Source organism: Pseudomonas kielensis, from assembly GCF_014236655.1.
GTDB classification, from domain to species: domain Bacteria; phylum Pseudomonadota; class Gammaproteobacteria; order Pseudomonadales; family Pseudomonadaceae; genus Aquipseudomonas; species Aquipseudomonas kielensis.
The window spans coordinates 1-24,642 of the sequence record NZ_JACMYG010000028.1 but is presented as its reverse complement, the minus strand read 5'-3'; the positions used below and the strand labels follow the sequence as shown (position 1 = coordinate 24,642).

Here is a 24,642-nt window from a genome sequence, read left to right as displayed (position 1 = left end):
AGGACGCGTACGTCGCGATGAAGGCCCACATTGGCCGGACTTCGCTGGACACGGGAATGGCCAACCACTCCTGACGCACCTGACACCGACCGTGAGAAGTCGTGTGTGCCGAACGCCGTTTCCGGCAGCCCGGAAACCGACGGTACTACATGAAAAGAATGCTGATTAACGCAACTCAACCCGAAGAGTTGCGTGTTGCACTGGTAGATGGCCAGCGCCTCTACGACCTGGACATCGAATCCGGTGCACGCGAGCAGAAGAAGGCCAACATCTATAAAGGCCGGATTACTCGCATCGAACCAAGCCTTGAGGCTGCCTTTGTCGATTTCGGCTCTGAGCGCCACGGCTTCCTGCCCCTCAAAGAAATCTCCCGCGAATACTTCAAGAAAGCTCCTGAAGGTCGCGTCAACATCAAGGACGTCCTGAGCGAAGGCCAGGAAGTCATCGTTCAGGTCGAAAAAGAAGAACGTGGCAACAAGGGCGCCGCCCTGACCACCTTCATCAGCCTGGCCGGTCGTTACCTGGTGCTGATGCCAAACAACCCACGTGCTGGCGGTATCTCCCGTCGCATCGAGGGTGAAGAGCGCAACGAACTGCGTGAAGCCCTGAACGGCCTGGTTGCCCCGGCTGACATGGGTCTGATCGTGCGCACTGCCGGCCTTGGCCGCAGCAGCGAAGAAATGCAGTGGGACCTCGACTACCTGCTGCAACTGTGGACCGCCATCAAAGAAGCCTCGCTGGATCGCTCCGCGCCATTCCTGATCTACCAGGAAAGCAACGTGATCATCCGCGCGATCCGCGACTACCTGCGCCAGGACATCGGCGAAGTGCTGATCGACAGCGTTGAAGCCCAGGACGAAGCCCTGACCTTCATCCGCCAGGTGATGCCGCAGTACGCCAGCAAGATCAAGCTGTACGAAGACAGCGTGCCGCTGTTCAACCGTTTCCAGATCGAAAGCCAGATCGAGACCGCTTTCCAGCGCGTCGTTGAACTGCCTTCCGGCGGCTCCATCGTCATCGATCCAACCGAAGCCCTGGTGTCCATCGACATCAACTCGGCGCGCGCCACCAAAGGCAGCGACATCGAAGAAACCGCCCTGCAGACCAACCTTGAAGCCGCCGAAGAAATCGCCCGTCAGTTGCGCCTGCGCGACATCGGCGGCCTGATCGTCATCGACTTCATCGACATGACCCCTGCCAAGAACCAGCGCGCCGTGGAAGAAAAAGTCCGCGAATGCCTGGAAGCCGACCGCGCTCGCGTGCAAGTCGGTCGCATCTCGCGCTTCGGCCTGCTGGAAATGTCCCGTCAGCGCCTGCGTCCATCGCTCGGCGAAAGCAGCGGCATCGTCTGCCCGCGTTGCAACGGCACCGGCATCATCCGTGACGTTGAATCGCTGTCGCTGGCGATCCTGCGCCTGATCGAAGAAGAAGCCCTGAAAGACCGCACTGCCGAAGTTCGCGCCCAGGTGCCGATCCCGGTGGCAGCGTTCCTGCTCAACGAAAAACGCAACTCGATCACCAAGATCGAACTGCGCACCCGCGCCCGCATCGTCATCCTGCCGAACGATCACCTCGAGACTCCGCACTTCGAAGTGCAGCGCCTGCGCGATGACAGCCCGGAAGCCCACACCAACCAGTCCAGCTACGAAATCGCAGCTGCCGCGGCTGAAGTGGAAGAAGTGCAACCGGCCGCCGCCACCCGCACCCTGGTTCGCCAGGAAGCCGCGGTGAAGACTGCCCCAGCCCGTGCCAACGCACCGGTGCCGGTTGAAGTCGCAGCGGCTCCGGTAGCGGCTCCGGCTGCCGTGCCAGAGCCAAGCCTGTTCAAGGGCCTGGTGAAGTCGCTGGTCAGCCTGTTCGCCACCAAGGAAGAGCCAGCCGCTCCGGTAGTGGTTGAAAAACCTGCCGCCGAGCGTCCAGCCCGCAATGAAGAGCGTCGCAACGGCCGTCAGCAGAGCCGCAACCGTAACGGTCGCCGCGATGAAGAACGCAAGCCACGCGAAGAACGTGCACCGCGTGAAGAACGCGCTCCACGCGAGCCGCGCGAAGAGCGCCAACCACGCGAAGCCCGTGAAGAGACCCCGACCGTTGCTCGCGAAGAGCGCGCACCTCGCGCCCCACGTGAAGAGCGTGCTCCACGCCCACCCCGTGAAGAGCGCAAGCCACGTGGCGATCGTGAAGACCGTCCGGTACGTGAACTGCGTGAGCCTCTGGATGCCGCCCCCGCCGCTGCTACTGCCGCTGTTGCTGCTACCGCCGTCGCTGAAGAGCGCCCAGCTCGTCAGCCACGCGAAGAGCGTGCACCGCGTCCGCCGCGTGAAGAGCGTCAACCACGTGCCGAACAGGCTGCTGCCCCGGTTGCCGAAGAAGAACTGGTAACCAGCGAAGAGCAACTGTCGGAAGATGGCCAGGACAACGCCGAAGGCGATCGTCCACGTCGCCGCTCCCGTGGCCAGCGTCGCCGCAGCAACCGTCGTGAGCGTCAACGTGATGCCAACGGCAACGTGATCGAAGGCTCGGAAGAGTCCGAAGGCAACGAAGAGCCTACGGGCGCTGAACTGGCTGCCGGCCTGGCCGTGACCGCAGCGGTTGCCAGCAGCGTGATCAGTGCTCCAGCCGAAGCCGAGGCTCATCAGCAAGCTGAGCGCGCTACCGCCGCCGTGACTGAAGACGTTGCTCAGCCAACCGCTGAGGTTGAAGCACCCGCCGTGGAAGCCACCACCCCAGTCGAAGCGCCAGCCGCTCCTGCTGTAGAAGTGGCGCCCGTGGTTGAAGCCCAGGTTGTTGAAGCACAACCGCAAGTAGTGGCTGAAGCCGAAGCCGTGGTGCACACACCTGTCGCTGTAGAAGCGGTAGTCGAAGCCCCTGTGGTGGTTGAAGCACCTGCTGTCGAAGCGCCGGTAGCCGAACAGGCACCTGAAGCCCGCGAAGAGCAGACCGCCTTCAACTGGGTAGCCGAGCCAGCCGTGGTTGAAGCCGTAGTCACCGAGGTTGTGGCACCGGTTGCCCCTGTGGTTGCCGAGCCAGCGCCAGTTGAAGCGCCAGTCGTGGCCGAAGCGGCTGCCCCGGTTGTCGAAACTGCACCCGTTGTCGAAGCTGCACCAGCCGTGGTCCTGACCGAAAACGGTCGCGCACCGAACGACCCACGTGAAGTGCGTCGCCGCAAGCGTGAAGCCGAGCGCCTGCAGAAGGAAGCCGAACTGGCTGCCGCTGCTGCACCGGTCGCTGAAGTCGCTGCCGAGCCTGCTGCCCCTGCCATCGACGAAAACCTGCGTTCCGTCGAAGAAGTGGTAGAGCAACACCCTGAGGCCCTGGAAAAAGAGCACGAGCCTAAACCCCTCGCCTGATTCCATCGGCCACTAAAAAGCCCCGCCTGAGCAATCAGGTGGGGCTTTTTTTATATTCGGGTTGCACCCTCGCACCCATCGCGAGCAAACCGCAAACGCCTACAGGTATCCCCCGGCGGACTGATCAAAGACCAGCGCCTGTGGCACATCCACATCCCACAAAACGCCCCCATCGTCCACCACCACCTCGACCACCCTGGCCTTGGCAAACAACGGCTTGGCCCCACGGTCTCCGGACAACGCCATCAGCGCCGGGCCAAACGACGCGCCAAACCCCACAGGGTGGCCGAACTCGCTGGCCCGCACCGGCACACTGATGGCATCGGCCGTCACCTGTGCCACGACCTCATCGATACTCGCCGGCAAGATAAACGGCATGTCCCCCAGCACCACCAGCCAGCCGCCCAGTCCCGGGCAGGCCGACACTGCCGCAGCAATGCTGTCGCCCATCCCCGCGGAGGCCAGCCACAGCACTTCGCAGCCGTAGGCACGGGCCAGTCGGGCAACCTCGGGGCGGTCCGGCGTGGTCACCAGCCAGCGCGGTTGGACGCTGTCCGGCAAATTGCGCAGGCTGTGTTCGAGCACCGGCCGGACAACACCGTCGCGACCCTTACACCGCGCCAGCAGCTTGTCCTGGTCGGCGCCGGCCACTTGCCGATAACGACTGCCCTGCCCTGCCGCGAGAATGATCGCGCCGACATTGCACTGCACGCGCCTCATCACGCCTTTTCCTGCTGCCAGCCTTGCAACTGATAACGCACAGGCAAACTGCGGATGCGCTTGCCGGTCGCGGCAAAGATCGCATTGCACAAGGCCGGTGCAATCGGAGGCACGCCCGGCTCACCAACCCCGCCCAGCGGCACATTGCCGGGGGGCGTGACCAGATGCACCGCCAGTACCTTTGGCGCCAGGGACATGCGCGCCACCTCGTACATATGGAAGTTGTCCTGCTGGACCTTACCGTCCTTGAAGCTGATCTCCCCCAGCACGGCGTTGCCCAGGCCCATCACGCAAGCCCCCTCGAACTGCGAGCGAATACGCTCGGGGTTGATCTGCGGACCACAATCGACGGCGATATCCGCCTTGTGCACCAGCAACGTGCCGTCGCCGCTGACCTCCACTTCGATGACTGCCGCCACATAGGTGACGAAGCTGTAGTGCACCGCCAGCCCCAGGCCACGCCCCCGGGGCAACTCGCGCCCCCAGCCGGCGGCCTGGGCGGCGGTTTCCAGCACAGCACGCAAACGCGCGGTGTCGATCGGGTAACGTTCCGGGGATTCGCCGTAGTTCCACTCCTCGCTCAAGGTCCGTGGATCGATCTGCCGATCGGGCCCCAATAGCTTGATCTGGTACTTGAGCGGATCCTGGCCGGCCTTGTGCGCCAGCTCGTCGACAAAACTCTGGATGGCGAAGCCATGGGGAATGTTCGACACCGAGCGATACCAGCCGACCCGGGTATGGGCAGCGGCTTCAGGGTTTTCCAGGCGCACATTGGGAATCGCATAGGCCATGTTGGTAAAGCCCATGCCCAGCTCAAAAGCGGCTTCATGATTCATCCCCGGCGCGAACAACGCGGTGATGCTTGGCGCTACGGTGCGGTGCAGCCAACCGGAGGGCATGCCGTCCTGGTTGAGACTGGCCTTGAGGTATTCGGCCGAAACCGTGTGAAAGTAGGAGTTGTGGATATCGTCTTCACGGGTCCACTGCACCCGCACTGCCTTGCCAGGGAGCGCCTGGGCCAGGATAGCCGCCTCAAGGATGAAGTCCGGCTTGGACTTGCGCCCGAAACCACCACCGAGCAAGGTGACGTTCACCCTGACCTTGTCGAAAGGTATGCCCAGGCGTTCGGCGATACGCTCACGGGTGACCTGAGGGGCCTGGCTCGGCGCCCAAGCCTCGCACTGACCGTCCTGGAAGCGTGCGACGGCAACCATCGGTTCCATCGGCGACTGCGCCAGGTGAGGCAAGTAATAGGTCGCCTCCAGGCTGCTGTCGGCACTGTTCAGCGCCTCGTCGATATTACCGGTGCTGCGCACCACCTTGCCCGGCTTGAGCGCCGCAGCTTCCAGCACCTTGCGGTAGGCGATCGAGTCATAACCGGCATTGGCGCCGTCGTCCCAGACAATCTTCAGTGCCTCGCGCCCCTTGATCGCCGCCCAGGTAGTGCTCGCAATCACCGCCACACCGCCCAACGGCTGGAACTCGGAGGGAATCGGCCGGCTGTCGATCTGCATCACCTTGACCACCCCCGGCACCTTCAGCGCCGCACTGGCATCAAAGGACTTGACCGTGCCGCCATACACCGCCGGCCGCGCCACGGTGGCAAAGAGCATGCCTTCGAAGTGCACATCGGCACCATAGACCGCCCGCCCAGTGACAATGTCTTCGCCATCGATGGCACGCACCGACTCCTTGCCGATATAACGAAACTGCGAAGGCTGCTTGAGCCGCAGGCTTTCTCGCGCCGGCACCGGCAAGGCAGCGGCCGCCTCGGCCAGCGCGCCATAACCCAACTGACGCCCACTGGGCTGGTGCAGGACGGTGTGCAATTGCGCCCGGCATTCGCCGACCGGCACTTGCCACTGATTGGCCGCCGCCAGTTCCAGCATGCTCCGCGCCGCGGCCCCACACCGGCGCATCGGCTCATACCAGTGGCGCATGCTGCGCGAGCCGTCGGTGTCCTGGTTACCGAAACGCACTTCATCGCCCGGCGCCTGGCGAACCTTGACCATGGCCCAGTCGGCGTCCAGCTCATCGGCCACCACCATGCTCAGGCTGGTGCGCACGCCCTGGCCCATTTCCGAGCGGTTGCACAGCACCGTCACGGTGCCATCGGCGGCGATGCTGACGTACACCTTGGGGTCATCGACCCAGCCGTTGGGCATGCCGTCGGCACCGAACTTCTTGTCCTCGGCGAACGCGTCCTGCCAGCCCCAACTGGCCGCCAGCACCAGCGCTCCCGTGGCCCCTACGCCCTTGAGGAAGCCGCGTCGGCTGAGGTTACTCAGGACAAAATCCATTGGTAAGCGGCTCATGCCTTGGCCTCCTGCAGATGGGTCGCCACCTGGCGGATCGCGGTCTTGATCCGGTTATAGGTACCGCAGCGGCAGATATTGCCGACCATCGCAGTCTCGATCTGCTCATCGCTGGGATTGGGATGGGTCTTGAGCAATGCCGTGGCCGACATGATCTGGCCACCCTGGCAGAACCCGCACTGCGCGACGGCGGTATCGAGCCAGGCTTGCTGGACCAGTTGACCGAGCGGATCGCGGTGCAGATTGTCGATAGTGCTGACAGCCTGGCCGACCACCGAGCCGATCGGGGTGATGCAACTGCGTGCCGGGGCACCGTCGATATGGATAGTGCATGCACCACACAGGCCCATACCGCAGCCAAACTTGGTGCCGCGGTAACCGGCAACGTCGCGGATCGCCCAGAGCAGCGGCATGTCCTCGGTGACATCCAGTTGATGGTCTTGACCATTGAGCTTCAGGGTAATCATGGGCACGCCCGCATATGCATGAGGTTATGGGGTCGAGTTATCTGCCGCGCTGTAGCGAGGGTTCGGAACACGCAGATCGACTCAGGCTGATGGGCTCTCTTGTGAAGATGGGTCTTCACCGGGCCTTTGTTGGAGCAAAGGAAAACATCGTCAGAAGATCACGTTAACTGATCATTAACAAAAAAGCCCTGCAACCATTAGGGCGTGCAGGGCTCTGGGTTCAGCGTTCAAGCGTAGCTCAATAGCGATTCGGTTCCATTTCCAGCTCGACATTAAAACGCTCGAGTATGTCTTTCTGGATCCGCTGCGCCAGTTCGAGCAGTTCAAGCCCGGTGGCGCCGCCGTAGTTGACCAGCACCAGCGATTGCAAGCGGTGCACCCCGGCGTCGCCTTCACGAAAACCTTTCCAGCCCGCTTGCTCGATCAACCAGCCAGCCGCCAGCTTGACCTGGCCATCAGCTTGCGGATAACCGACCAGGCCCGGGTGCGCGAGGCGGATGTGTGCAGCGAGCTGGGCGCCGACCACCGGATTCTTGAAAAAGCTGCCGGCGTTGCCGAGCACCGCCGGGTCAGGCAACTTCTCACTGCGAATGCTGCAAATCGCCTGACTGACATCACTGGCGCTTGGCTGCTCGATGCCCTGCTCGGTCAGGCGCTGGCGCACCGGGCCGTACTCCAGGTGCAAATGCTCGACCCGGTCCAGGGCAAACCGCACCCGCAGGATCAACCAGCGGCCAACCTGTTGTTTGAACAGGCTGTCGCGGTAAGCGAAGTTGCATTCGGCCAGGGTGAAATCCCGCAGCTCGCCGGTCTGGCGATCGAGGGCCGTCAACCCGGCGAACACGTCCTTGATCTCCACCCCATAGGCCCCGATGTTCTGCATCGGCGCCGCCCCTACCGTACCGGGAATCAGGCTGAGGTTTTCAAGGCCCGACAAGCCCTGCGCCAGCGTCCACTGTACAAAGGGGTGCCAGGCTTCGCCGGCCTCGGCCTCGATCACCACCCGCGTGCCGTCGTCGCTCAACTGGCGAATACCGCGAGTGGCCATGCGCAGCACCAGCGCCTGGATATCCGCCGTCAGCAGCAGATTGCTGCCCGCCCCAATCACCAACAATGGCAGCCCGTGCTCGTCGGCATACGCCAGCGCCTGGCGAACGTCGGCATCGCTACGGGCCTCGGCGAACAGTTGCGCACGCACGTCCACGCCAAAGCTGTTGAATGGTTTGAGCGAAACCTGCGACTGCAGGTGCAAAGTCATAAGCGTCCCTTCAATTCAATCACCAGCAAATCGCAGGCCTGCTCGATCAGGTCCAGTACCTGTTCGAAGCCATGCTCACCGTCGTAATAAGGATCCGGCACGTCATCGACACTCGACTGATAACGACGCAGGAACAGGTCCAGCTCGGCCTTGCCCTGGGCCGGCTGCAGGGCCTTGAGGTTGCGCAGGTTGCTCTGGTCCATGGCCAGGATCAGGTCGTAGCTGGAGAAGTCGGCCCGCGTCACCTGTTGCGCCCGCTGCGCCGACAGGTCGTAGCCACGGCGCAACGCCGCGGCCTGGCTGCGCTTGTCCGGCGGATTGCCGACATGCCAGTCGCCGGTGCCGGCAGAAGCCACGTCGACCTGCCCGGTCAATCCGGCGGTACGTAATTTATGCCGCAGTACGCCCTCGGCCGTCGGCGAACGGCAGATATTGCCCAGGCAGACAAACAGAACCCGCATCAGGCCTCCAGCAGGCGACGGACGCGCTCGAGGTCTTCAAGGGTGTCGACCCCCGCTGGCGGGGCAATGAGGGCATCGGCGACATGGATTCGCACGCCATGCCAGAGTGCGCGCAGTTGCTCCAGGCACTCGGTGTCTTCCAGCCAGCAGGGGCCCCAGCTGACGAAGTCATGCAGGAAGCCGGCACGGTAGGCGTAGATCCCGATATGACGGCGGTACGGCACACCCTCGGGCATTTGCGTCTGGTTCTTGGCGAACTGGTCGCGCGCCCACGGCAGGGTCGCCCGGCTGAAGGTCAACGCCAGGCCATTGAGGTCGCTGACGACCTTGACCACATTGGTGTTGAACAGGGTTTCAAGGTCTTCGATCGGTTCGGCCAGGGTCGCCATGCCCGCTTCGGCATGGGCTGCCAGGTTGGCGGCGACCTGGTCGATCACGCTCGGCGGAATCAATGGCTCGTCGCCCTGGACATTGACCACAATGGCATCTGGCGCCAGACCCAGTTGGCTGGCGACCTCGGCCAGGCGGTCAGTGCCGGAGTTGTGGTCGACCCGGGTCATCACCACTTCACCCCCAAAGGCCTGGCAGGCCTCGACAATGCGCGCGTCGTCAGTGGCGATCACCACTCGCTGGGCGGCACTTTTGCGCGCCTGTTCCCAGACATGCTGGACCATCGGCTTGCCGGCAATCATCTGCAGGGGCTTGCCTGGCAGGCGCGTGGAGGCAAATCGCGCCGGAATCACCACCGTGAACGCGTGACTCATTTGTCCAGGCGCTCTTCGGTGGTCAGGGTACGGGCTTCGGTTTCCAGCATGACCGGAATGCCATCACGAATCGGAAATGCCAGGCCAGCACCCTTGCTGATCAGTTCGGTCTTGTCGGCGCTGAGCTTGAGCGGACCTTTGCAGATCGGGCAGGCGAGGATGTCGAGCAATTTGGTGTCCATGAAAACTCCCTGGAAAAAGCGTTTTAAGGCAAAAGACGTGCGGGCAACAGCCGCATCAACTGCGTATCGAACCAGGCCACGAAAGCCGGTGAAGGCGCAGCATCGACCGCCAGGTACCACCAGTCGGCAGCAGCAAAGGCTCGGCATTTCACCGCATCCTTTTCCGTCATGACCAGTGGCAGCGATGGCGTGAAATTCAAGGCCGCCGCGCTGTATTGCGCGTGGTCGGCAAACGCATGTGACACAGGCTGCCAGTGTAGCGTTTCAAGGGTAGTGAAGAAACGTTGCGGATTGCCGATCCCGGCCACTGCGTGCAACGCCTGCCCCGCGGGGAAATACTCGAGGCCGCGGCGTTCACCGGTCAGCAGGTTGACCAGCGCTGTGGGTTGCAAGCGGAATGCAAAACCCTCGTCGGCATCGGCCAGGGCGCCGTTGAACAGCACCGCATCGACGCTTTGCAGACGCTCCACCGGCTCGCGCAACGGCCCCGCCGGCAGGCAACGACGATTGCCCAGGCCGCGCGCCGCATCGATCAGCACCAGTTCCAGGTCGCGCGCCAGGCGGTAATGCTGCATGCCGTCGTCAGAAAGAATCAGGTCCAGCGGCTCGGTGGCCAGCAACGCCTGGACGGCACGGCTGCGGTCCGGGTCGATCATCAAAGGCACGCCGGTACGCTGGACGATCAGCAGCGGCTCATCGCCGGCCACTGCGGCAGTCTGTTGCGCCTCGACCCGCCAGGGCATTTGGGGCGGCGTCGCCCCGTAGCCGCGACTGACCACCCCGACCCGCAGGCCGGCGCGCTGGCAGTGTTCGATCATCCACAGAATCAATGGTGTCTTGCCGGTACCCCCGACGGTGATATTGCCGACCACGATCAGCGGCACCGGGGGCTGGTAGATCTCGCCTTCGCCCGCCAGGAACCGCTGGCGCTTGGCCGTGACCACGCGCCGGTACAACCACTCCAGTGGCCACAAGACTTTGAGCGCCGGATGACCGGCGTACCACGCAGTGAGCAATCGATCGGACATGGCCATCAGGGTGCCGGAGCCGCCTCAACAGTGGTCATGCGCAAATGGGTGAACCCCAGCTTGCCGGCGGCGTCCATGGCGGTGATGACCGCCTGGTGCTGGGTCTTGCCATCGGCGCTGATGGACAGCGGCAGGTTGGTGTCGCCATTGGACTCTTTTTTCAGCGCATCGATCACGCTGGCCAGGTCGTTCTTGGGCAGCACCTGGTTGTTCACCGAGAACGTCCCGTCGGCGCTGATGGCGACGTCCAGTTGCTTGGCCTGCTGGTCTTCGGCCGGCGAGCCGCTGACCGCTTCCGGCAAGTCGACCCGCAGTTGGGTTTCCCGGGTGAAAGTGGTGGTCACGACGAAAAACAGCAGCAGGATAAACACCACGTCGATCAGCGACGCCAGGTTGATGTCCACATTCTCCCGTGGTTTGCGGCGGAATTTCACGCTTTGCCCTCGGTCAGGTCAACGTCACGGTCGCCCTGCACCACTTCAACCAGCTTGATCGCCTCCTGCTCCATGCCGACCACCAGTTCATCGATGCGGCGCTGCAGGAACCGGTGGAAGAATACCGACGGAATCCCCACCATCAGGCCTGCGGCGGTGGTGATCAAGGCTTTGGAGATACCACCGGCCAGCACCGCGGCGTTGGTGGTCATGCCCGAGCCCATGAACGAGCTGAAGATATCGATCATGCCCAGCACCGTACCCAGCAGCCCCAGCAATGGCGCCATGGCAGCAATGGTGCCGAGTGCATTGATATAGCGCTCCAGCTCATGAATGACCCGGGCGGCAGCCTCTTCGATGCACTCCTTCATGATCTCGCGACCATGCTTGGAGTTGGCCAGGCCCGCGGCGAGGATTTCCCCCAGCGGCGAGTTGGCGCGCAGTTCCTTGAGTTTTTCCTTATTGAGTTGCTTGTCCTTGATCCACACCCAGACCTGCCCGAGCAAATGCTCCGGGGTCACACGGCTGGCCCGCAGGGTCCACAGGCGCTCGGCAACAATGCCCAATGCAGCGATCGAACTCAAAATGATCGGCAACATCATCCAGCCGCCGGATTTGACCAATTCCCACACAGTGACAGTCCCCTCGAAAAAGTGCGCCACTTTAGCATACAGACAGGCCGTAGAGACCGGGCCCGCCGACGACCGTGCCCGGCCATGACACCAGTCCGGGCCGCCTCAGGGCGCAGGGCTGACAGACGGCGCACTGCGCCAGAAACGCGCGGCGCGACGCATCGCCTGCGGCGCCGTGAACTCCCCCAGAAGCAGGCGCACCGCGCCGTGCTCGGCACTGTCATAGATCTGCACACCCAGGCGTTGATAGCGCTCGACCACCTGGGGATGGGGATGACCGAAGCTGTTGCCGTGCCCCCGGGAAATCAGCACCCCCTGGGGCGCCAGCGCACGGACAAACGCCTCGGACGAGGAGCTGCGGCTACCGTGGTGCGGCGCTTGCAGCCAATGGCTGCTGACCGCCAGCGGCGAATCGAGCAACACCCGCTCGGCACGGGCGTCAATATCGCCGGTCAGCAGCAAGCGCTCACCGTTGGCCTCAATCTGCAACACGCAGGAATTCTGATTGCTGTCAGTCGCCCCAGACCAATGCCACAGGGTAAAACGCACACCGTCCCACTCCCACTGCTTGCCACTGGCACAGGGCAACGCACGCAATTCATTCGGCAGATCCTGCGGTTCGCCGCTGATGACTTGCCTGACCGGCAGGCCACGCCAGATTGAGCGTGCGCCCCCGGCATGATCGGCATGGGCGTGACTGATCAACATCAGGTCCAGGTGGCGGACACCGAACTTGCGCAACGCCGGCAGGACCACTTGCGCGCCGAGGTCAAACCCGCGAAAACCCGGCCCCGTGTCATAGAGCAAGGTGTGTTGCCGGGTACGCACCACAATCGCCAGGCCCTGGCCGACATCCAGCTGCCAGACTTCGGCCCGGCCCTCGGGCACCACCCGGGGCGGCGCGAACACCAGCAGCAGCAACATCGGCCAACCAAGTGGCCGCAACGGCACCCCCTTGGGCAGCAACAGCAATACCGCGCCCAGCACAGCGATCGCCCAGGCCCACAAAGGCACTGCTGGCGCCACCCAGGCCGGCAGTTTCCCTGCCACCCAGCTCAGTGCACTGAACAACCCATCGAGCAAGCCGCCAGCCAGCCACAACAGCCCCTCCCCGACATAGGGCACCGGCAGCAACAACGTCCCCAGCAAGGCGGGTGGCAGGACCAGCAGGCTGATCCAGGGCACGGCCAGCAGATTGACCAAGGGACCGGTGAGGCTGATGGGCAGGTTGAGGATCAACAGCACCGGACCTAAGCCAAGCGCAATCAGCCACTGGGCGCGGGTCCAGGTTTGCCACCAGCGCCACGGCCCCAGTCGCCCGCCAAAGGTGAAGATCAGCACCGCCACCGCGGCAAACGACAGCCAGAACCCCGGGCGCAGACTGGCCAATGGGTCCAGCAGCAGCACCGCATTCAGCGCCAGCAGCCAGGGCCACCAGGCCCCCAGATGGCGAAAGCGCAGGCGCCATAACAACACCAGGCCGATCATCACGCAGGCCCTGCGCACGGGCACCTCGAATCCGGCCAGCAGCCCATAGCCCAGCGCTGCGGCGAACGCCAGGCCACAGGCCCAGGGCAACCACGCCAGGCGCTGCGGCCACAGGCCATACCGCGCGAGGCCCGCAACCAGCAGATAGACCATCCCCGCCAGCAAACCCACGTGCTGTCCGGATATCACCAGCAAGTGCACGGTGCCGGTGTCCTGCAAGACCTGCCAGTCGGCACGGCTCAACCCAGAGCTGTCGCCCAGCACCAACGCCGCCAGCGCCCCCTCCCGGCCTTGGGCGTCGACGGCCAGCAAGCGCTGGCGAACCGCGTCGCGCCAGGCCCATTGCGCAGACTGCAGACGGTGTCCGTCCTTGACGGTGGCCGTGGCACCGATGCGTTGCGCCAACAGCCAGGCCTCGTAATCAAAAGCATGGGGGTTGAGCAGGCCCACTGGCCGCTTGAGCGTCACGGCCAGCCGCCAGCGTTCGCCGCTGTTGACCCGTGGCCCGTCATACCAGGCCAGCCGGAGCAACGTCGGCACCTCGGTACGCCGCGCCCGGGCATCGGCCAATTCAAAACGCACTACCCCTGGCGAGTATTGGGGCAAGCCGACGACCCGGCCTTCAATCCAGCGAGTCTGGCCGTCGAGCTCCGGCGCCAGACGGTCATCGAGTGCCCACTGCGCACTGATACAGGCCCACACCAGGCCCAACAGAAAAAACGCCAGCGGATAGGTGCGAAACGGCAACAGCATCAACGCCAGCAACACCATCGCCAGCAACATCCCGACCGGTGGTAAGGCCGGCAAAAAAACCAGGGTCAACAGACCCAGCGCGAGCGCCAACATCCCTGTGCGCATAAGCCCGTCCTTGAGAGTTCCCTCTCTTGGATTAGCCGAGTCACGATGCCGCGCATTTATTAATTGTCACAAAGTCTGAATGGGCGTTTCCTCGAATCCGGGCATACTTGCCGCCTGAACTGACCGAGAAGCCCTATGCCCCGGCGCTTATTCAAACGTTACATGCCAGACCCGAGCAGCATCAGGGAACACAAGTCCTTACGCTTTCTCGGCACCCTGCTGCATGACCCGAACCTCTGGCACCTCAACCGCCACTCTGTAGCCCGAGCCATGGCCGTGGGCCTGTTTGCCGCCTTTTTGCCGATCCCCATGCAGATGCTGGTGGCCGCGGCACTGGCAATTTCGGTGCGCGGAAACATTCCGATCGCGGTGAGCCTGGTCTGGCTGACCAACCCGATCACCATGCCGGTGGTGTTTTTCTGTACCTACCAGACTGGCGCCTGGCTGATGAATGTCCCCGCCCGCAGCCTGCCGGAGGAGCTGACCTGGGAATGGATCAGCGGCGAACTGTCAACGCTGTGGCAACCGTTCCTGCTGGGTTCGGTGGTGGCCGGCCTGGTGCTCGGCGCCCTGGCTTACTGCATGACCATGACCTACTGGCGTTGGTGGGTCGGCCGGCAGTGGACGCGACGCAAGAAAGCCCGACGGACCAAATGAAAAACGGCACCTCCTGAGGTGCCGTTTTTTGTTGTCACCGAGTGACGGTATCAGGTGCGCATCCCGCGACCACTGACAAGCAACCGTGCACAACCGACATACAGCACCACGGTGGCCACCAGCATGAAGGTGATGGCGATGCTGATCTTGATGTCCGACACGCCAAGAATGCCGTAGCGGAAGGCGTTGACCATGTGCAGCACCGGGTTGGCCAGCGACACCGTCTGCCAGAATGGCGGCAGCAGGCTGATGGAGTAGAACACCCCGCCCAGGTAAGTCAGGGGAGTCAGCACAAAGGTCGGGATAATCGAGATATCGTCGAAGTTACGTGCAAACACCGCGTTGATGAACCCCAACAACGAGAAAATAGTGGCTGTCAGCACCACCACCAGGACAGTCACGCCCAGGTGATGCACCTGCAAGTCGGTGAAGAACAACGACAGCAAAGTCACGATGACCCCGACCATCAAGCCACGCAGCACGCCGCCCAGGGTGTAGCCGATCAGAATGGTGTGCGGGGACACCGGTGACACCATCAGCTCTTCAATGGAGCGCTGGAATTTGCTGCCGAAGAAACTCGACACCACGTTGCCGTAGGAGTTGGTGATCACCGACATCATGATCAATCCCGGCACGATGTACTCCATGTAGGTGAAGCCACCCATGTCACCGATCTGCCGGCCGATCAGATTACCGAAAATCACGAAGTACAGAACCATGGTGATCGCCGGCGGCAGCAGGGTCTGCGGCCAGATCCGGGTAAACCGGCGGACTTCACGGTAAACGATGGTGTTGAGGGCAACGAGGTTGGGTTGCAGTTCGGAACTCATACGGCCACCTTCGCCAGATTTTTCTCCACCAGGGACACGAACAGCTCCTCGAGGCGATTGGTTTTATTGCGTAGGCTCAACACTTCGATGTTCTGCGTCGCCAACTGAGCGAACAACGCAGTGATGCCCACCGCTTTATCCACCTGGACTTCCAGGGTATGACTGTCGATCAGCCGGCTCGGGTAGCCGATCAACTGCGGGGCCACCTGCATGTCGTGCTTGAGGTCGAGCAGGAACGTCTCGACATGCAACTGGCCGAGCAGATTACGCATGCTGGTGTTTTCGACAATGGTGCCGTGGTCGATGATGCCGATGTTGCGGCACAGTTGCTCAGCCTCCTCCAGGTAGTGGGTGGTGAGGATGATGGTGATGCCCTTCTGGTTCAGCTCGGTGAGAAAGCTCCACATCGAGCGACGCAGTTCGATATCAACGCCGGCAGTGGGCTCGTCAAGGATCAGCAGGCGCGGCTCGTGAACCAGCGCCCGGGCGATCATCAGCCGGCGCTTCATGCCGCCAGACAGTGAGCGCGACGGTACATCGCGTTTGTCCCACAGGCCAAGCTGGGTCAGGTACTGCTCGGCCCGCTCCTTGGCCACCTTGGACGGAATCCCGTAGTAACCGGCCTGGGTCACCACGATGTCGAAGGTCTTTTCGAACTGGTTGAAGTTGAACTCCTGGGGCACCACGCCGATACAGCGCTTGAGCCCGGCCGGGTCGCGGTCCAGGTCGTGACCGAAGATATTCACGCTGCCACTGGTCTTGTTCACCAGGGTCGAGAGAATGCCGATGGTGGTGGATTTGCCGGCACCGTTGGGGCCGAGCAAAGCGAAGAAGTCACCTTCAGCGACATCCAGATCGATACCACTCAGGGCCTGGAAACCGTTGCCGTAGGTTTTGGTTAGCTGCCGGATGGACAGAGCAGAACTCATATCGGATTTACGCACCAAGAAGGGAAGTGAGGAATACGTTGGGGCTCGCGGCGAGCAAAACCACCGCGGCGCATGAGCGTTATGGTGCTTGGCGACGCCGCACAAGTACAGTCATGCGTATTGATAGTCAGTATTAAGTCAACGCGGTCATGACCGCCTGCTGATAGGCCGGGCGCTGTTTCAGGCGCGCGTACCAGGCTTGCAGATGGGGCTGATGGGTGCGCTCGATAGGCATCTCGAACCAGGCATAGATGAAACTGCCCAGGGGAATGTCGCCCATGCCGATCTCGGCACCGGACAGATAGGGCTGGCTGGCCAATGCCTGATCCGCCATCGCCAGCAAGGCTTCGCACTCCTTGATCGCGGCCTTGATCGCCGACCAGTCCTGCTGCGCGGGCGGGGTGCGCAACACCCCCCAGAACACGGTGCGGAACGGACCGGCGAAACTGGAAGTGGTCCAGTCCATCCACTTTTCGGCACTGGCACGGGCCTGGACATCGGCCGGATACCAAGGGGTCCCATTGGCATGACGGGCCATCAGGTAACGCACGATGGTGTTGGACTCCCAAAGGACAAACCCGTCATCTTCGATCACCGGCACTCGGCCGTTGGGGTTCATGGCCCGGTACTCAGGCGTATCGACCAGCCCAAACGCGCCGCCGGCGTCGATGGCCTCGTAGGCCAGGCCAAGTTCCTGCGCCGCCCACAGGGGTTTCCTGACGTTCGACGAGTTTTTCCGACCCCAGATCTTCAGCATGATCTTCCCTCAATGGATGAATGCCGCAGCAGTCTACGCCGGATCAGGCGTCAGACAAATCGCTCTGCATGTCACCCAACAGGGCCGGCATTTGCTCGCTGAACAAATGGGGGTAGCACTGCTGCAGGTGCTCGAAAAAGAACACCTCGGGGACATCGGCAAACTGGCCATGATCCACCAGGTACTCCATGGACTGCTGCCCCTGCCGGTTGAAGGCATGGAATACGCTGTCGTTGACCCCGTCGAACTCCAACGCTGGCACATCGAACACTTCACACAGCCGCGCATTGAACGCCGGCGTCGCCTTGACCCAGCGCCCCTGCAGATACAACTCGGTGTAGCCGTGCATGGCGAATACATCGCTCTTGAGCAAGGCGATCAGGCGCGGAGTCGACAGATGATTGCGCACGTCCGCCAGGCCGATGCGTGCGGCTATCCCGCAATGCCGGGCACAGCCGGCCAGCAAAGTGGCCTTGGGCACGCAGTAGCTTTCACCGGTGGCCAGGGCATAGCTGCCGCGCAGTGTCTCGGGATCACGACTGAAGGTGTAGGGGTTGTAGCGCACGGCCTCGCGCACCGCGTAATAGAGATTGACCGCCTGCGCGATCGGGTCACGACTGCTGCCCCGATGTTTTTCGGCGAACTCCACCACCGAGGGGTGGTCACTATCGATGAAGCGGCCGGGACTTAGATACTCGTGCATGAGAACGCTCTCCTGGGGAAGCCCCGAGTCTAGCGATACCCTCAGCACAGAGATAACGACATTTCGGCCAAACATGAGCGCTTGTCGCACACCCCACGCAGGGTTTACTCAGCTTGCCGCCCGGTTTCACAAGCGAAATACACCCCCTGTTTCCTACACATTCAAACACATAGTACCAACCGCCCCCTTTGGCAGATGCCGACTAAGCTCTTGGGGTGGTTTTGACCCTGGTTTCACGGAGGATTGAATATGTTGCTGTTGTGGATACTGGTTCTGGTGTTCGGAATTGCCTATCTGGCTCACCGCCGCACCGCGCCCCTGCCCGCCCTGGGCATCGTCGCCGTCTACCTGCTGGCGATGGGCATCCTGAGTCATGCACCAGGCTGGTTGCTGCTGATTTTCTGGATTGCGCTGGCGGCCGTGGCCGCCCCCCTGCTCCTGCCAGACCTGCGGCGCAAATTCTTCAGCGCCCCGCTGTTCAGCTGGTTCCAGAAAACCCTGCCGCCCATGTCGCAGACCGAACGCGACGCCATCGATGCGGGCACTGTCTGGTGGGATGGCGAACTGTTCAGCGGCCGGCCGGACTGGAACAAGCTGCTGGCCTATCCCAAGGCGCAGTTGAGCGACGAGGAGCAAGCCTTTCTCGACGGCCCGACCGAAGAACTCTGCGCCATGGTCAGCGACTGGCAGATCGGCCAGACCATGGACCTGCCAGCCGAAGCCTGGGCACATATCAAGGCCAACGGCTTTTTTGCCCTGATCATTCCCCGGGAATACGGCGGCAAGGGGTTCTCCTCCTACGCCAACTCGCAGGTGGCGATGAAACTGGCGACCCGCAGTGGCGACCTGGCCTCCACCGTGATGGTCCCCAACTCACTGGGGCCGGCCGAGCTGCTGCTGCACTACGGCACCGAAGAACAACGCAACCACTACCTGCCGCGCCTGGCCCGTGGCGATGACATCCCGTGCTTCGCCCTGACCGGCCCGCTGGCAGGTTCCGACGCTGGCGCGATGCCCGACACCGGGGTGATCTGCAAAGGCCAATGGCAAGGCGAGGAAACCCTGGGTCTGCGCCTGAACTGGGAAAAGCGCTACATCACCCTGGGCCCCGTCGCCACCCTGCTCGGCCTGGCGTTCAAGGCTTATGACCCGGACCATCTGCTGGGCGACGAGGAAGACCTGGGCATCAGCCTGGCCTTGATTCCCACCGATACCGCCGGGGTGGAAATCGGGCGTCGCCACCTGCCCCTCGGCGCGTCGTTCATGAACGGCCCCAACTCCGGCAAGGACGTGTTCGTGCCGCTGGACTTCCTCATTGGCGGCCAGGAGATGCTCGGCAAGGGCTGGATGATGCTGATGAACTGCCTGTCGGTGGGGCGTTCGATTTCGTTGCCGGCCGTAGGCACGGGCGCCGCCAAGTTCACAAGCCTGGTCACCGGCCAATATGCCCAGGTGCGCGAACAGTTCAACGTGCCGCTCTCGGCCTTCGAAGGCATTCAAGAAGCCATGGCGCGCATCGGTGGCAATGCCTGGATGATGGACGCGGCACGCATGCTCACCGCCAGCGCCCTGGACCTAGGCGAAAAACCCTCGGTGCTTTCGGCAGTGCTCAAATATCACCTCACCGAACGGGGTCGCGAGTGCATCAGCCACGCAATGGATGTGCACGGCGGCAAGGCCATCATCATGGGGCCGAACAACTACCTGGGACGCAGTTGGCAAGGTGCGCCGATCTTCATCACCGTGGAAGGCGCGAACATTCTCTCGCGCAACCTGATGATCTTCGGCCAGGGCGCGATCCGCTGCCACCCGTTCGTCCTGAAGGAAATGGCCCTCGCCGGTCGCGAAGACAAAGAGCAGGCACTGAAAGAGTTCGACGGCCTGCTGCTCAAGCACATCGGCTTTGCCGTGAGCAACGCGGCCAGCACCCTGGTACTCAACCTCGGTCTTGGTCATCTGGAACACAGTCCCGGTGACAAACTCAGCCAGGGTTACTTCCGCGCGCTCAACCGTCAGGCGGCTGCCTTCGCCATGCTCGCCGACCTGAGCATGATGTTGCTGGGCGGCGAACTGAAACGCCGTGAACGCTTGTCGGCCCGTCTGGGCGATGTGCTGAGCAACATGTACCTGGCCTCCGCGGCGCTCAAGCGTTATCACGACCTCGACTCGCCTGAACACATGCGGCCGCTGTTCACCTGGGCAATGGAGGAAAGCCTGGGGCAGTCCGAGCGGGCGCTGGACGAGTTGCTGAGCAACTTCCCGAGCAAGGTGCTGGGCTGCCTGTTGCGGGTCATCGTGTTTCCGTTCGGACGCCGCCACAAAGGCCCGGACGATCGACTCGGTGCCGAAGTGGCAGGCGTGATCGGCCGGCCCAAGGGCGACCCGACCCTCGAAGAACTGCTGGGCGGCTGCTACCGTCCGCAAGCCGTCGACGATCCGGTGGGCGCCCTGCAACACGCCTGCGACCTGCTCAATGCAGTCCATCCACTGCAGAAAAAAGTCCACCTGGCCCTCAAGAGCGGGCAGTTCAAGCCCGCTGCCGGGGAGAACCTCATCGACGCGGCACTCGAGGCCGGGGTGCTGCAAGCCGTGGAAGCGCAAAACCTGCGCGAAGCCGAAGTAGCGCGCCGCAAGGTGATCGACGTCGATGACTTTTCCAAGGAGCAACTGCAACTGGCCGAGGGCAAAGTCCGCTAATACCCGGGCCCGTCCAGCGCGGTACAGATGAAAAACGGGCGCCAGGGCTATATACTCCGGCGCCCGTTTTGCTTTAGTTCTAGAGGACTCCCGTTATGCTCGACCAAACTCTCGTCCAGCTCGACCTCCTGCGCAGTATCCTGGTCGCTGTCGGTGAAGCCGAGCAGGTTCCGGAAGAAAGCCATGCGCTGTTCCTGGAACGCTTCGACGAACTGCGTGCCGCCCTGCCGATCGATCCGATCGAAAGCCAGTACCTGGGCCAGGACCTGATGTGCCAGATCATCCAGCGCTACCCGCAAATCGCCCATATGGTCCCACGCGACCTGCTGTGGTACTTCGCCGGTGACTGCCTGCACTACATGCCCGACGATGAAATCGACCTGTACCAGGCCCTGGAAGAACGTCGCTTCGAAGCCGAACAGAACGACGAACCCTTCGACTGGAACCAGGAAAAACAACTGCTGGCCCTGTCGAACCAGGACAGCAAGCACTGATCAACAGCCCTGCAATGGCTTGCGGCCCTGTTCGCTGGCAAGCCAGCTTCTTCAAAATTCCCGTGTAAGCCAGGGACACTGTAGGAGCGAGCTTGCTCGCGATGGACGTTGACGACCACGCGTACAGCCTGAATCACCCCGCCGCCCCTCAGAACAGCCCCTCACTCTCCGGCAACTCATAGTGCGCAACGAGCGCGCCAGCCCCAGCGGATTTCCCCGGCTTACTCAGCGTTGGCTCTTTCTCCAGGCACTCCACCAGATAATCGATGAACACCCGCAGTTTGGGTGGCAAGTAGCGGGTTGGCGAGTGCAGTAACCAGGCACCACCACTGTAGGAAGCAAGAAAGCTCCAGTCCGCTAGCACCTGCACAATCAACCCCTGCTCAAGCGCATGCCGGGCGGTGAAGTACGGCAGGCTGCCAATGCCGATGTGCTGCAACACGGCCCCCAGGCGCACCCCGGTGTGATTGGCGGCATAACGCCCGCGCACCCCGACGGTCACCGCCTTGCTGCCCTGCTTGAACTTCCAGCGCGCGTCGCTCGGCGTTTCGCCCAGGTAGATACAACTGTGATTCAGCAGGTCGTGGGGATGGCTCGGCGTGCCGTGCTCCGCCAGGTACTGCGGCGTCGCGCACAGCAGGTGGTCGATGGTCAGCAACTGGCGCCCTACCAGCCCCACTGGCGGGCGGTCGGTGATGCGAATCGCCAGGTCGACATGGTCGTCGATCAGGTCAACCTCACGGTCCTCCAGGAGCAACTCGACATCGACCTTGGGGTAGCGCCGCAGAAACTCCGGCATATGTGGATGGATCACAAACCGTCCCACGGCCTTGGGCACGCTGACCCGCACCCGCCCTTCGGCTTCCTGGGTGAACTGGCCACTGATTTCCATGACCGAACGGGCCGCGCTGACCATCTCCTGGCAGCGCTTGAACACCTCTTCGCCACCATCGCTCAGGCGCAACTTGCGCGTAGTGCGTTGCAGCAAGCGGGTGGCCAGGGCTTTTTCCAGGCGCGAGATACTCCGGCTCACCGCCGAGGGAGAAGAGCCCAGTTGGCGCGCAGCTTCCGAGAAGCTGCCGGTCTCGACCACCTTGACGAAAATTGCCATTTCACCCAACAGCGGTAACGGGAGATTTATGCTCACAGCGCAACAGTCCTTTGATGTTTGAACGGATTATCACGCTATTGCGCCATCCATATAATAAAAAATGGAAATTTTGATAAGAGCCTGGAATATGACGCTTCGCCTGTTCTTCCACAGCGATGAACACAGTGCCAACGTGGAAGTCCTGGAATGCACGCCCTACGAGAGCGAATTTGCCGTCGTACTGCGCGCCACGCTGTTCCACCCTCAAGGTGGCGGCCAACTCTGCGACACCGGCTGGATCGGTGAAAGCCAGGTCCTGCGGGTGGTTCAGGAGCCCGAGCGCATCGTGCACTACGTCGATCGCCCCATCAGCCCCGGCATGACCCGCATCCGCCTCGACGAGCAACGTCGCCAACTCAATACCCGGCTGCATACGGCCGGGCACTTGATCGGGCACTTTGCCGAAACCCTCGGCTGGATTCCGATCAAGGCCCATCACTGGCCAGGCGAAGGGCGGGTGACGTTCAAGCCGGGTGAGACGCCCACGGAGTTCGATGCCAGCGCACTGCAAGATGCCCTGGCCCAGTGGATTGAAGAAGACTTGCCGCGCCTGACCTCGCTGCGCGAAGGCGCACGGGAAATCAGTTTTGGTGAACTGCCCGCCTACGGTTGCGGCGGCACCCATGTACAGCGTCTGCAGGAACTGGGCACGGTGACCATCGCCAGCCTCTCGCAGAAGAAGGGCACGCTGTCCGTGCGCTACGACGTCAGCTGAGTCCCGGCCTGCCTCGCCCCACCCCGAAAGCACACGTTACCGGCATGCTCGCCAGAGCATGCTCCCCTTATCAGCTGGAGTTGAAATGCTTTCGAATTATCTGGGTGAGTTCCTGGCGTTGGCGACCATTCACTTTCTCGCCGTGGTGGCCCCGGGGCCGGACTTTGCAGTGACGATCCGCCAGAGCGTGAGGTTTGGCCGCTGGGTGGGAATCTGCACTGCACTGGGCATTGGCGCGGGCATTTCGGTGCATGTGCTTTACACGGTGCTGGGCGTCGGCGCACTGATGCACACCACACCCTGGCTGCTGACAGTGGCCAAGGTGCTGGGGGGCGGCTATATCGTTTATCTGGGCGTCAGCCTGCTGCGCAGCAAACCCAAGTCGACGCTTGACAGCGAACCGGCCGCCGCCGCACCCGATGCCCCGCAGAGCCTGGGCAAAGCCTTCACCACCGGTTTCCTGACCAACGCCACCAACCCCAAGGCAACGCTGTTCTTTCTGGCGATCTTCACCACGCTCATCAGCGCCACCACGCCGCTAGGGGTGCAGGCGTTGTACGGTCTGTGGATGTGCCTGGTCAACGCCCTGTGGTTTGTCCTGGTGGCGCTGTTCTTTTCCAGCAATCGGGTGCGCTTGCAGTTCATGCGCATGGGCCACTGGTTCGAACGGACCATGGGCGTGATCCTGATTCTGTTTGCCGGACGCCTGTTGCTCTCGCTATAAAAAGCTACGCGCGTCCAGCCCCAAGGCCAAACGCGCGCGCACTTACTTCAGGTTACCGCTGAGAAACTGTTGCAGACGCTCACTCTTCGGATTACCCAGCACCTCTTCCGGCGCGCCCTGCTCTTCGACTCGCCCCTGGTGCAGGAACAAGACCTGGTTGGAGACCTTGCGCGCAAAGCTCATTTCATGGGTGACCATGATCATGGTCCGGCCTTCTTCGGCCAGCCCCTGGATCACCTTGAGCACCTCACCCACCAACTCCGGGTCCAGGGCCGAAGTGGGTTCGTCGAACAGCATGACTTCCGGCTCCATCGCCAGCGCACGGGCGATCGCCACCCGCTGCTGCTGGCCACCGGAAAGAAACGCCGGATACTGCTCCGCCACACGAGCCGGCAGGCCGACCTTTTCCAGGTAACGGCGGGCCCGCTCTTCAGCGTCTTTCTTGCTGACACCCAGCACCCGGCGTGGCGCCATGCTGATGTTTTCCAGCACCGTCATGTGGCCCCACAGGTTGAAGTGCTGGAACACCATCGCCAGGCGCGTGCGCAGGCGCTGCAACTCGGCGTCGTCGGCCACGCGCATGCCATGGTGATCCTTGACCATGCGAATCGACTTGCCGTCCAGGCTCATGGCGCCGTCGTTGGGGGTTTCGAGAAAGTTGATGCAACGCAAAAAGGTGCTCTTGCCCGAACCACTGGCACCGATCAGGCTGATCACATCCCCGGTCTTGGCTTTGAGGGACACACCCTTGAGCACTTCGTGGCTACCGTAACTCTTGTGCAACTCTTCAATGGTCAGTTTGTACATGGGCGCAAACATCCAGAAAGAAAAAGGGTTCGCTGCGACGCGCAGGCCGCAAACGGTGACTGCCGTCCTTAATGGGCCGGTCCGAGAAATGCCAGCCAGCGGCGTTCGGCAACCCGGAACAGGCCGACCAAGGCAAAGGTCACGGCCAGGTAGATCAACGCGGCGATGCCGAACGACTGGAACGTCAGGAAGGTCGCCGAGTTGGCGTCCCGTGCGACTTTCAGA

General features: G+C 62.5%; 23 protein-coding genes and 1 pseudogene. 6 read left to right on the top strand and 18 right to left on the bottom strand.

All coding sequences use genetic code 11. The annotated features are described in order from the left end of the window. The first annotated feature begins 149 nt into the window (after positions 1 to 149). On the top strand, positions 150 to 3,347 hold the full coding sequence (rne, locus tag H7995_RS21875) for a ribonuclease E (RefSeq protein WP_166591305.1): 3,198 nt from the start codon (positions 150 to 152) through the stop codon (positions 3,345 to 3,347). Between the two features lie 99 nt (positions 3,348 to 3,446). On the opposite strand, the gene H7995_RS21870 is transcribed toward rne, so the two are convergent. From H7995_RS21870 to H7995_RS21820, 11 genes are all read right to left on the bottom strand, one after another. Further along, a complete protein-coding gene (locus H7995_RS21870; RefSeq protein WP_206684699.1) occupies positions 3,447 to 4,067 on the bottom strand; it encodes a nucleotidyltransferase family protein in 621 nt (206 codons plus the stop codon). Further along, positions 4,067 to 6,382 (bottom strand): xanthine dehydrogenase family protein molybdopterin-binding subunit, encoded by a 2,316-nt coding sequence (locus tag H7995_RS21865; RefSeq protein ID WP_166591304.1) that lies wholly within the window; start codon positions 6,380 to 6,382, stop codon positions 4,067 to 4,069. The genes H7995_RS21870 and H7995_RS21865 overlap by 1 nt, the downstream gene beginning before the upstream one ends. Continuing rightward, entirely contained in the window at positions 6,379 to 6,849 is a 471-nt protein-coding gene (locus tag H7995_RS21860; protein ID WP_166591303.1) for a (2Fe-2S)-binding protein, read from the bottom strand. Before H7995_RS21860 ends, H7995_RS21865 begins: the two co-directional genes overlap by 4 nt. Positions 6,850 to 7,087: 238 nt before the next feature. Beyond that, positions 7,088 to 8,107, bottom strand: coding sequence for a UDP-N-acetylmuramate dehydrogenase (gene murB, locus H7995_RS21855; protein ID WP_166591302.1), 1,020 nt, complete (start codon positions 8,105 to 8,107; stop codon positions 7,088 to 7,090). Then, positions 8,104 to 8,568 (bottom strand): low molecular weight protein-tyrosine-phosphatase, encoded by a 465-nt coding sequence (locus H7995_RS21850; RefSeq protein ID WP_166591301.1) that lies wholly within the window; start codon positions 8,566 to 8,568, stop codon positions 8,104 to 8,106. The genes murB and H7995_RS21850 overlap by 4 nt, the downstream gene beginning before the upstream one ends. Further along, positions 8,568 to 9,332: a 3-deoxy-manno-octulosonate cytidylyltransferase gene (gene kdsB, locus H7995_RS21845; protein ID WP_185818831.1), complete on the bottom strand. Its 765-nt coding sequence runs from the start codon at positions 9,330 to 9,332 to the stop codon at positions 8,568 to 8,570. The genes H7995_RS21850 and kdsB overlap by 1 nt, the downstream gene beginning before the upstream one ends. Beyond that, complete coding sequence (locus H7995_RS21840) at positions 9,329 to 9,514, bottom strand: Trm112 family protein (protein WP_095167619.1); 186 nt, start codon at positions 9,512 to 9,514, stop codon at positions 9,329 to 9,331. The genes kdsB and H7995_RS21840 overlap by 4 nt, the downstream gene beginning before the upstream one ends. Positions 9,515 to 9,537: 23 nt before the next feature. Next, positions 9,538 to 10,548 carry a tetraacyldisaccharide 4'-kinase gene (lpxK, locus tag H7995_RS21835; RefSeq protein WP_166591299.1) on the bottom strand — a complete coding sequence of 337 codons (1,011 nt, stop codon included), beginning with the start codon at positions 10,546 to 10,548 and terminating at the stop codon, positions 9,538 to 9,540. Beyond that, positions 10,548 to 10,976, bottom strand: coding sequence for an ExbD/TolR family protein (locus tag H7995_RS21830; protein ID WP_166591298.1), 429 nt, complete (start codon positions 10,974 to 10,976; stop codon positions 10,548 to 10,550). Before H7995_RS21830 ends, lpxK begins: the two co-directional genes overlap by 1 nt. Beyond that, positions 10,973 to 11,608 carry a MotA/TolQ/ExbB proton channel family protein gene (locus H7995_RS21825; protein ID WP_162530197.1) on the bottom strand — a complete coding sequence of 212 codons (636 nt, stop codon included), beginning with the start codon at positions 11,606 to 11,608 and terminating at the stop codon, positions 10,973 to 10,975. The genes H7995_RS21830 and H7995_RS21825 overlap by 4 nt, the downstream gene beginning before the upstream one ends. A gap of 105 nt (positions 11,609 to 11,713) precedes the next feature. Then, a complete protein-coding gene (locus tag H7995_RS21820; protein WP_166591297.1) occupies positions 11,714 to 13,954 on the bottom strand; it encodes a DNA internalization-related competence protein ComEC/Rec2 in 2,241 nt (746 codons plus the stop codon). Positions 13,955 to 14,089: 135 nt separating this feature from the next. On the opposite strand from H7995_RS21820, the gene H7995_RS21815 reads away from it, so the two are divergent. Next, positions 14,090 to 14,611: a DUF2062 domain-containing protein gene (locus tag H7995_RS21815; RefSeq protein WP_095167612.1), complete on the top strand. Its 522-nt coding sequence runs from the start codon at positions 14,090 to 14,092 to the stop codon at positions 14,609 to 14,611. Positions 14,612 to 14,661: 50 nt separating this feature from the next. On the opposite strand, the gene H7995_RS21810 is transcribed toward H7995_RS21815, so the two are convergent. The 4 genes from H7995_RS21810 to H7995_RS21795 form a co-directional block, all read right to left on the bottom strand. Beyond that, the gene (locus H7995_RS21810; RefSeq protein ID WP_166591296.1) at positions 14,662 to 15,441 is read right to left on the bottom strand and encodes an ABC transporter permease; all 780 of its coding nucleotides are present in this window, start codon (positions 15,439 to 15,441) and stop codon (positions 14,662 to 14,664) included. Then, a complete protein-coding gene (locus H7995_RS21805) occupies positions 15,438 to 16,370 on the bottom strand; it encodes an ABC transporter ATP-binding protein (protein WP_166591295.1) in 933 nt (310 codons plus the stop codon). The genes H7995_RS21810 and H7995_RS21805 overlap by 4 nt, the downstream gene beginning before the upstream one ends. Positions 16,371 to 16,503: 133 nt before the next feature. Further along, a complete protein-coding gene (locus H7995_RS21800; RefSeq protein ID WP_166591294.1) occupies positions 16,504 to 17,127 on the bottom strand; it encodes a glutathione S-transferase family protein in 624 nt (207 codons plus the stop codon). 43 nt (positions 17,128 to 17,170) lie between these two features. Further along, complete coding sequence (locus H7995_RS21795; RefSeq protein WP_166591293.1) at positions 17,171 to 17,830, bottom strand: transglutaminase-like domain-containing protein; 660 nt, start codon at positions 17,828 to 17,830, stop codon at positions 17,171 to 17,173. Positions 17,831 to 18,079: 249 nt separating this feature from the next. Between H7995_RS21795 and H7995_RS21790 the strand changes: the two genes are divergently transcribed. Together H7995_RS21790 and H7995_RS21785 are read left to right on the top strand one after the other, a co-directional pair. Continuing rightward, positions 18,080 to 20,527: an acyl-CoA dehydrogenase gene (locus H7995_RS21790; RefSeq protein ID WP_166591292.1), complete on the top strand. Its 2,448-nt coding sequence runs from the start codon at positions 18,080 to 18,082 to the stop codon at positions 20,525 to 20,527. A 95-nt stretch (positions 20,528 to 20,622) separates the two neighbouring features. Further along, positions 20,623 to 21,021 (top strand): PA2817 family protein, encoded by a 399-nt coding sequence (locus H7995_RS21785; RefSeq protein WP_095167600.1) that lies wholly within the window; start codon positions 20,623 to 20,625, stop codon positions 21,019 to 21,021. Between the two features lie 148 nt (positions 21,022 to 21,169). Here the strand turns inward: H7995_RS21785 and H7995_RS21780 are convergent, their stop codons facing one another. Further along, positions 21,170 to 22,168 (bottom strand): LysR substrate-binding domain-containing protein, encoded by a 999-nt coding sequence (locus H7995_RS21780; RefSeq protein ID WP_185818830.1) that lies wholly within the window; start codon positions 22,166 to 22,168, stop codon positions 21,170 to 21,172. Positions 22,169 to 22,259: 91 nt separating this feature from the next. On the opposite strand from H7995_RS21780, the gene H7995_RS21775 reads away from it, so the two are divergent. Continuing rightward, entirely contained in the window at positions 22,260 to 22,886 is a 627-nt protein-coding gene (locus tag H7995_RS21775) for an alanyl-tRNA editing protein (RefSeq protein ID WP_166591290.1), read from the top strand. A gap of 85 nt (positions 22,887 to 22,971) precedes the next feature. Continuing rightward, positions 22,972 to 23,610, top strand: coding sequence for a LysE family translocator (locus H7995_RS21770; RefSeq protein ID WP_182343955.1), 639 nt, complete (start codon positions 22,972 to 22,974; stop codon positions 23,608 to 23,610). A gap of 42 nt (positions 23,611 to 23,652) precedes the next feature. On the opposite strand, the gene H7995_RS21765 is transcribed toward H7995_RS21770, so the two are convergent. Together H7995_RS21765 and H7995_RS21760 are read right to left on the bottom strand one after the other, a co-directional pair. Beyond that, the gene (locus tag H7995_RS21765) at positions 23,653 to 24,417 is read right to left on the bottom strand and encodes an ABC transporter ATP-binding protein (RefSeq protein WP_166591288.1); all 765 of its coding nucleotides are present in this window, start codon (positions 24,415 to 24,417) and stop codon (positions 23,653 to 23,655) included. Between the two features lie 68 nt (positions 24,418 to 24,485). Further along, a pseudogene (locus H7995_RS21760) lies at positions 24,486 to 24,642 on the bottom strand (amino acid ABC transporter permease); the annotation flags it as partial.

Bases quoted from the DNA above. Each gene is read 5' to 3' on its own strand.
- rne (WP_166591305.1), top strand. From the start codon at position 150: ATGAAAAGAATGCTGATTAACGCAACTCAACCCGAAGAGTTGCGTGTT.
- H7995_RS21870 (WP_206684699.1), bottom strand. From the start codon at position 4,067: ATGAGGCGCGTGCAGTGCAATGTCGGCGCGATCATTCTCGCGGCAGGG.
- H7995_RS21865 (WP_166591304.1), bottom strand. From the start codon at position 6,382: ATGAGCCGCTTACCAATGGATTTTGTCCTGAGTAACCTCAGCCGACGC.
- H7995_RS21860 (WP_166591303.1), bottom strand. From the start codon at position 6,849: ATGATTACCCTGAAGCTCAATGGTCAAGACCATCAACTGGATGTCACC.
- murB (WP_166591302.1), bottom strand. From the start codon at position 8,107: ATGACTTTGCACCTGCAGTCGCAGGTTTCGCTCAAACCATTCAACAGC.
- H7995_RS21850 (WP_166591301.1), bottom strand. From the start codon at position 8,568: ATGCGGGTTCTGTTTGTCTGCCTGGGCAATATCTGCCGTTCGCCGACG.
- kdsB (WP_185818831.1), bottom strand. From the start codon at position 9,332: ATGAGTCACGCGTTCACGGTGGTGATTCCGGCGCGATTTGCCTCCACG.
- H7995_RS21840 (WP_095167619.1), bottom strand. From the start codon at position 9,514: ATGGACACCAAATTGCTCGACATCCTCGCCTGCCCGATCTGCAAAGGT.
- lpxK (WP_166591299.1), bottom strand. From the start codon at position 10,548: ATGGCCATGTCCGATCGATTGCTCACTGCGTGGTACGCCGGTCATCCG.
- H7995_RS21820 (WP_166591297.1), bottom strand. From the start codon at position 13,954: ATGCGCACAGGGATGTTGGCGCTCGCGCTGGGTCTGTTGACCCTGGTT.
- H7995_RS21815 (WP_095167612.1), top strand. From the start codon at position 14,090: ATGCCCCGGCGCTTATTCAAACGTTACATGCCAGACCCGAGCAGCATC.
- H7995_RS21810 (WP_166591296.1), bottom strand. From the start codon at position 15,441: ATGAGTTCCGAACTGCAACCCAACCTCGTTGCCCTCAACACCATCGTT.
- H7995_RS21805 (WP_166591295.1), bottom strand. From the start codon at position 16,370: ATGAGTTCTGCTCTGTCCATCCGGCAGCTAACCAAAACCTACGGCAAC.
- H7995_RS21800 (WP_166591294.1), bottom strand. From the start codon at position 17,127: ATGCTGAAGATCTGGGGTCGGAAAAACTCGTCGAACGTCAGGAAACCC.
- H7995_RS21795 (WP_166591293.1), bottom strand. From the start codon at position 17,830: ATGCACGAGTATCTAAGTCCCGGCCGCTTCATCGATAGTGACCACCCC.
- H7995_RS21790 (WP_166591292.1), top strand. From the start codon at position 18,080: ATGTTGCTGTTGTGGATACTGGTTCTGGTGTTCGGAATTGCCTATCTG.
- H7995_RS21785 (WP_095167600.1), top strand. From the start codon at position 20,623: ATGCTCGACCAAACTCTCGTCCAGCTCGACCTCCTGCGCAGTATCCTG.
- H7995_RS21775 (WP_166591290.1), top strand. From the start codon at position 22,260: ATGACGCTTCGCCTGTTCTTCCACAGCGATGAACACAGTGCCAACGTG.
- H7995_RS21770 (WP_182343955.1), top strand. From the start codon at position 22,972: ATGCTTTCGAATTATCTGGGTGAGTTCCTGGCGTTGGCGACCATTCAC.
- H7995_RS21765 (WP_166591288.1), bottom strand. From the start codon at position 24,417: ATGTACAAACTGACCATTGAAGAGTTGCACAAGAGTTACGGTAGCCAC.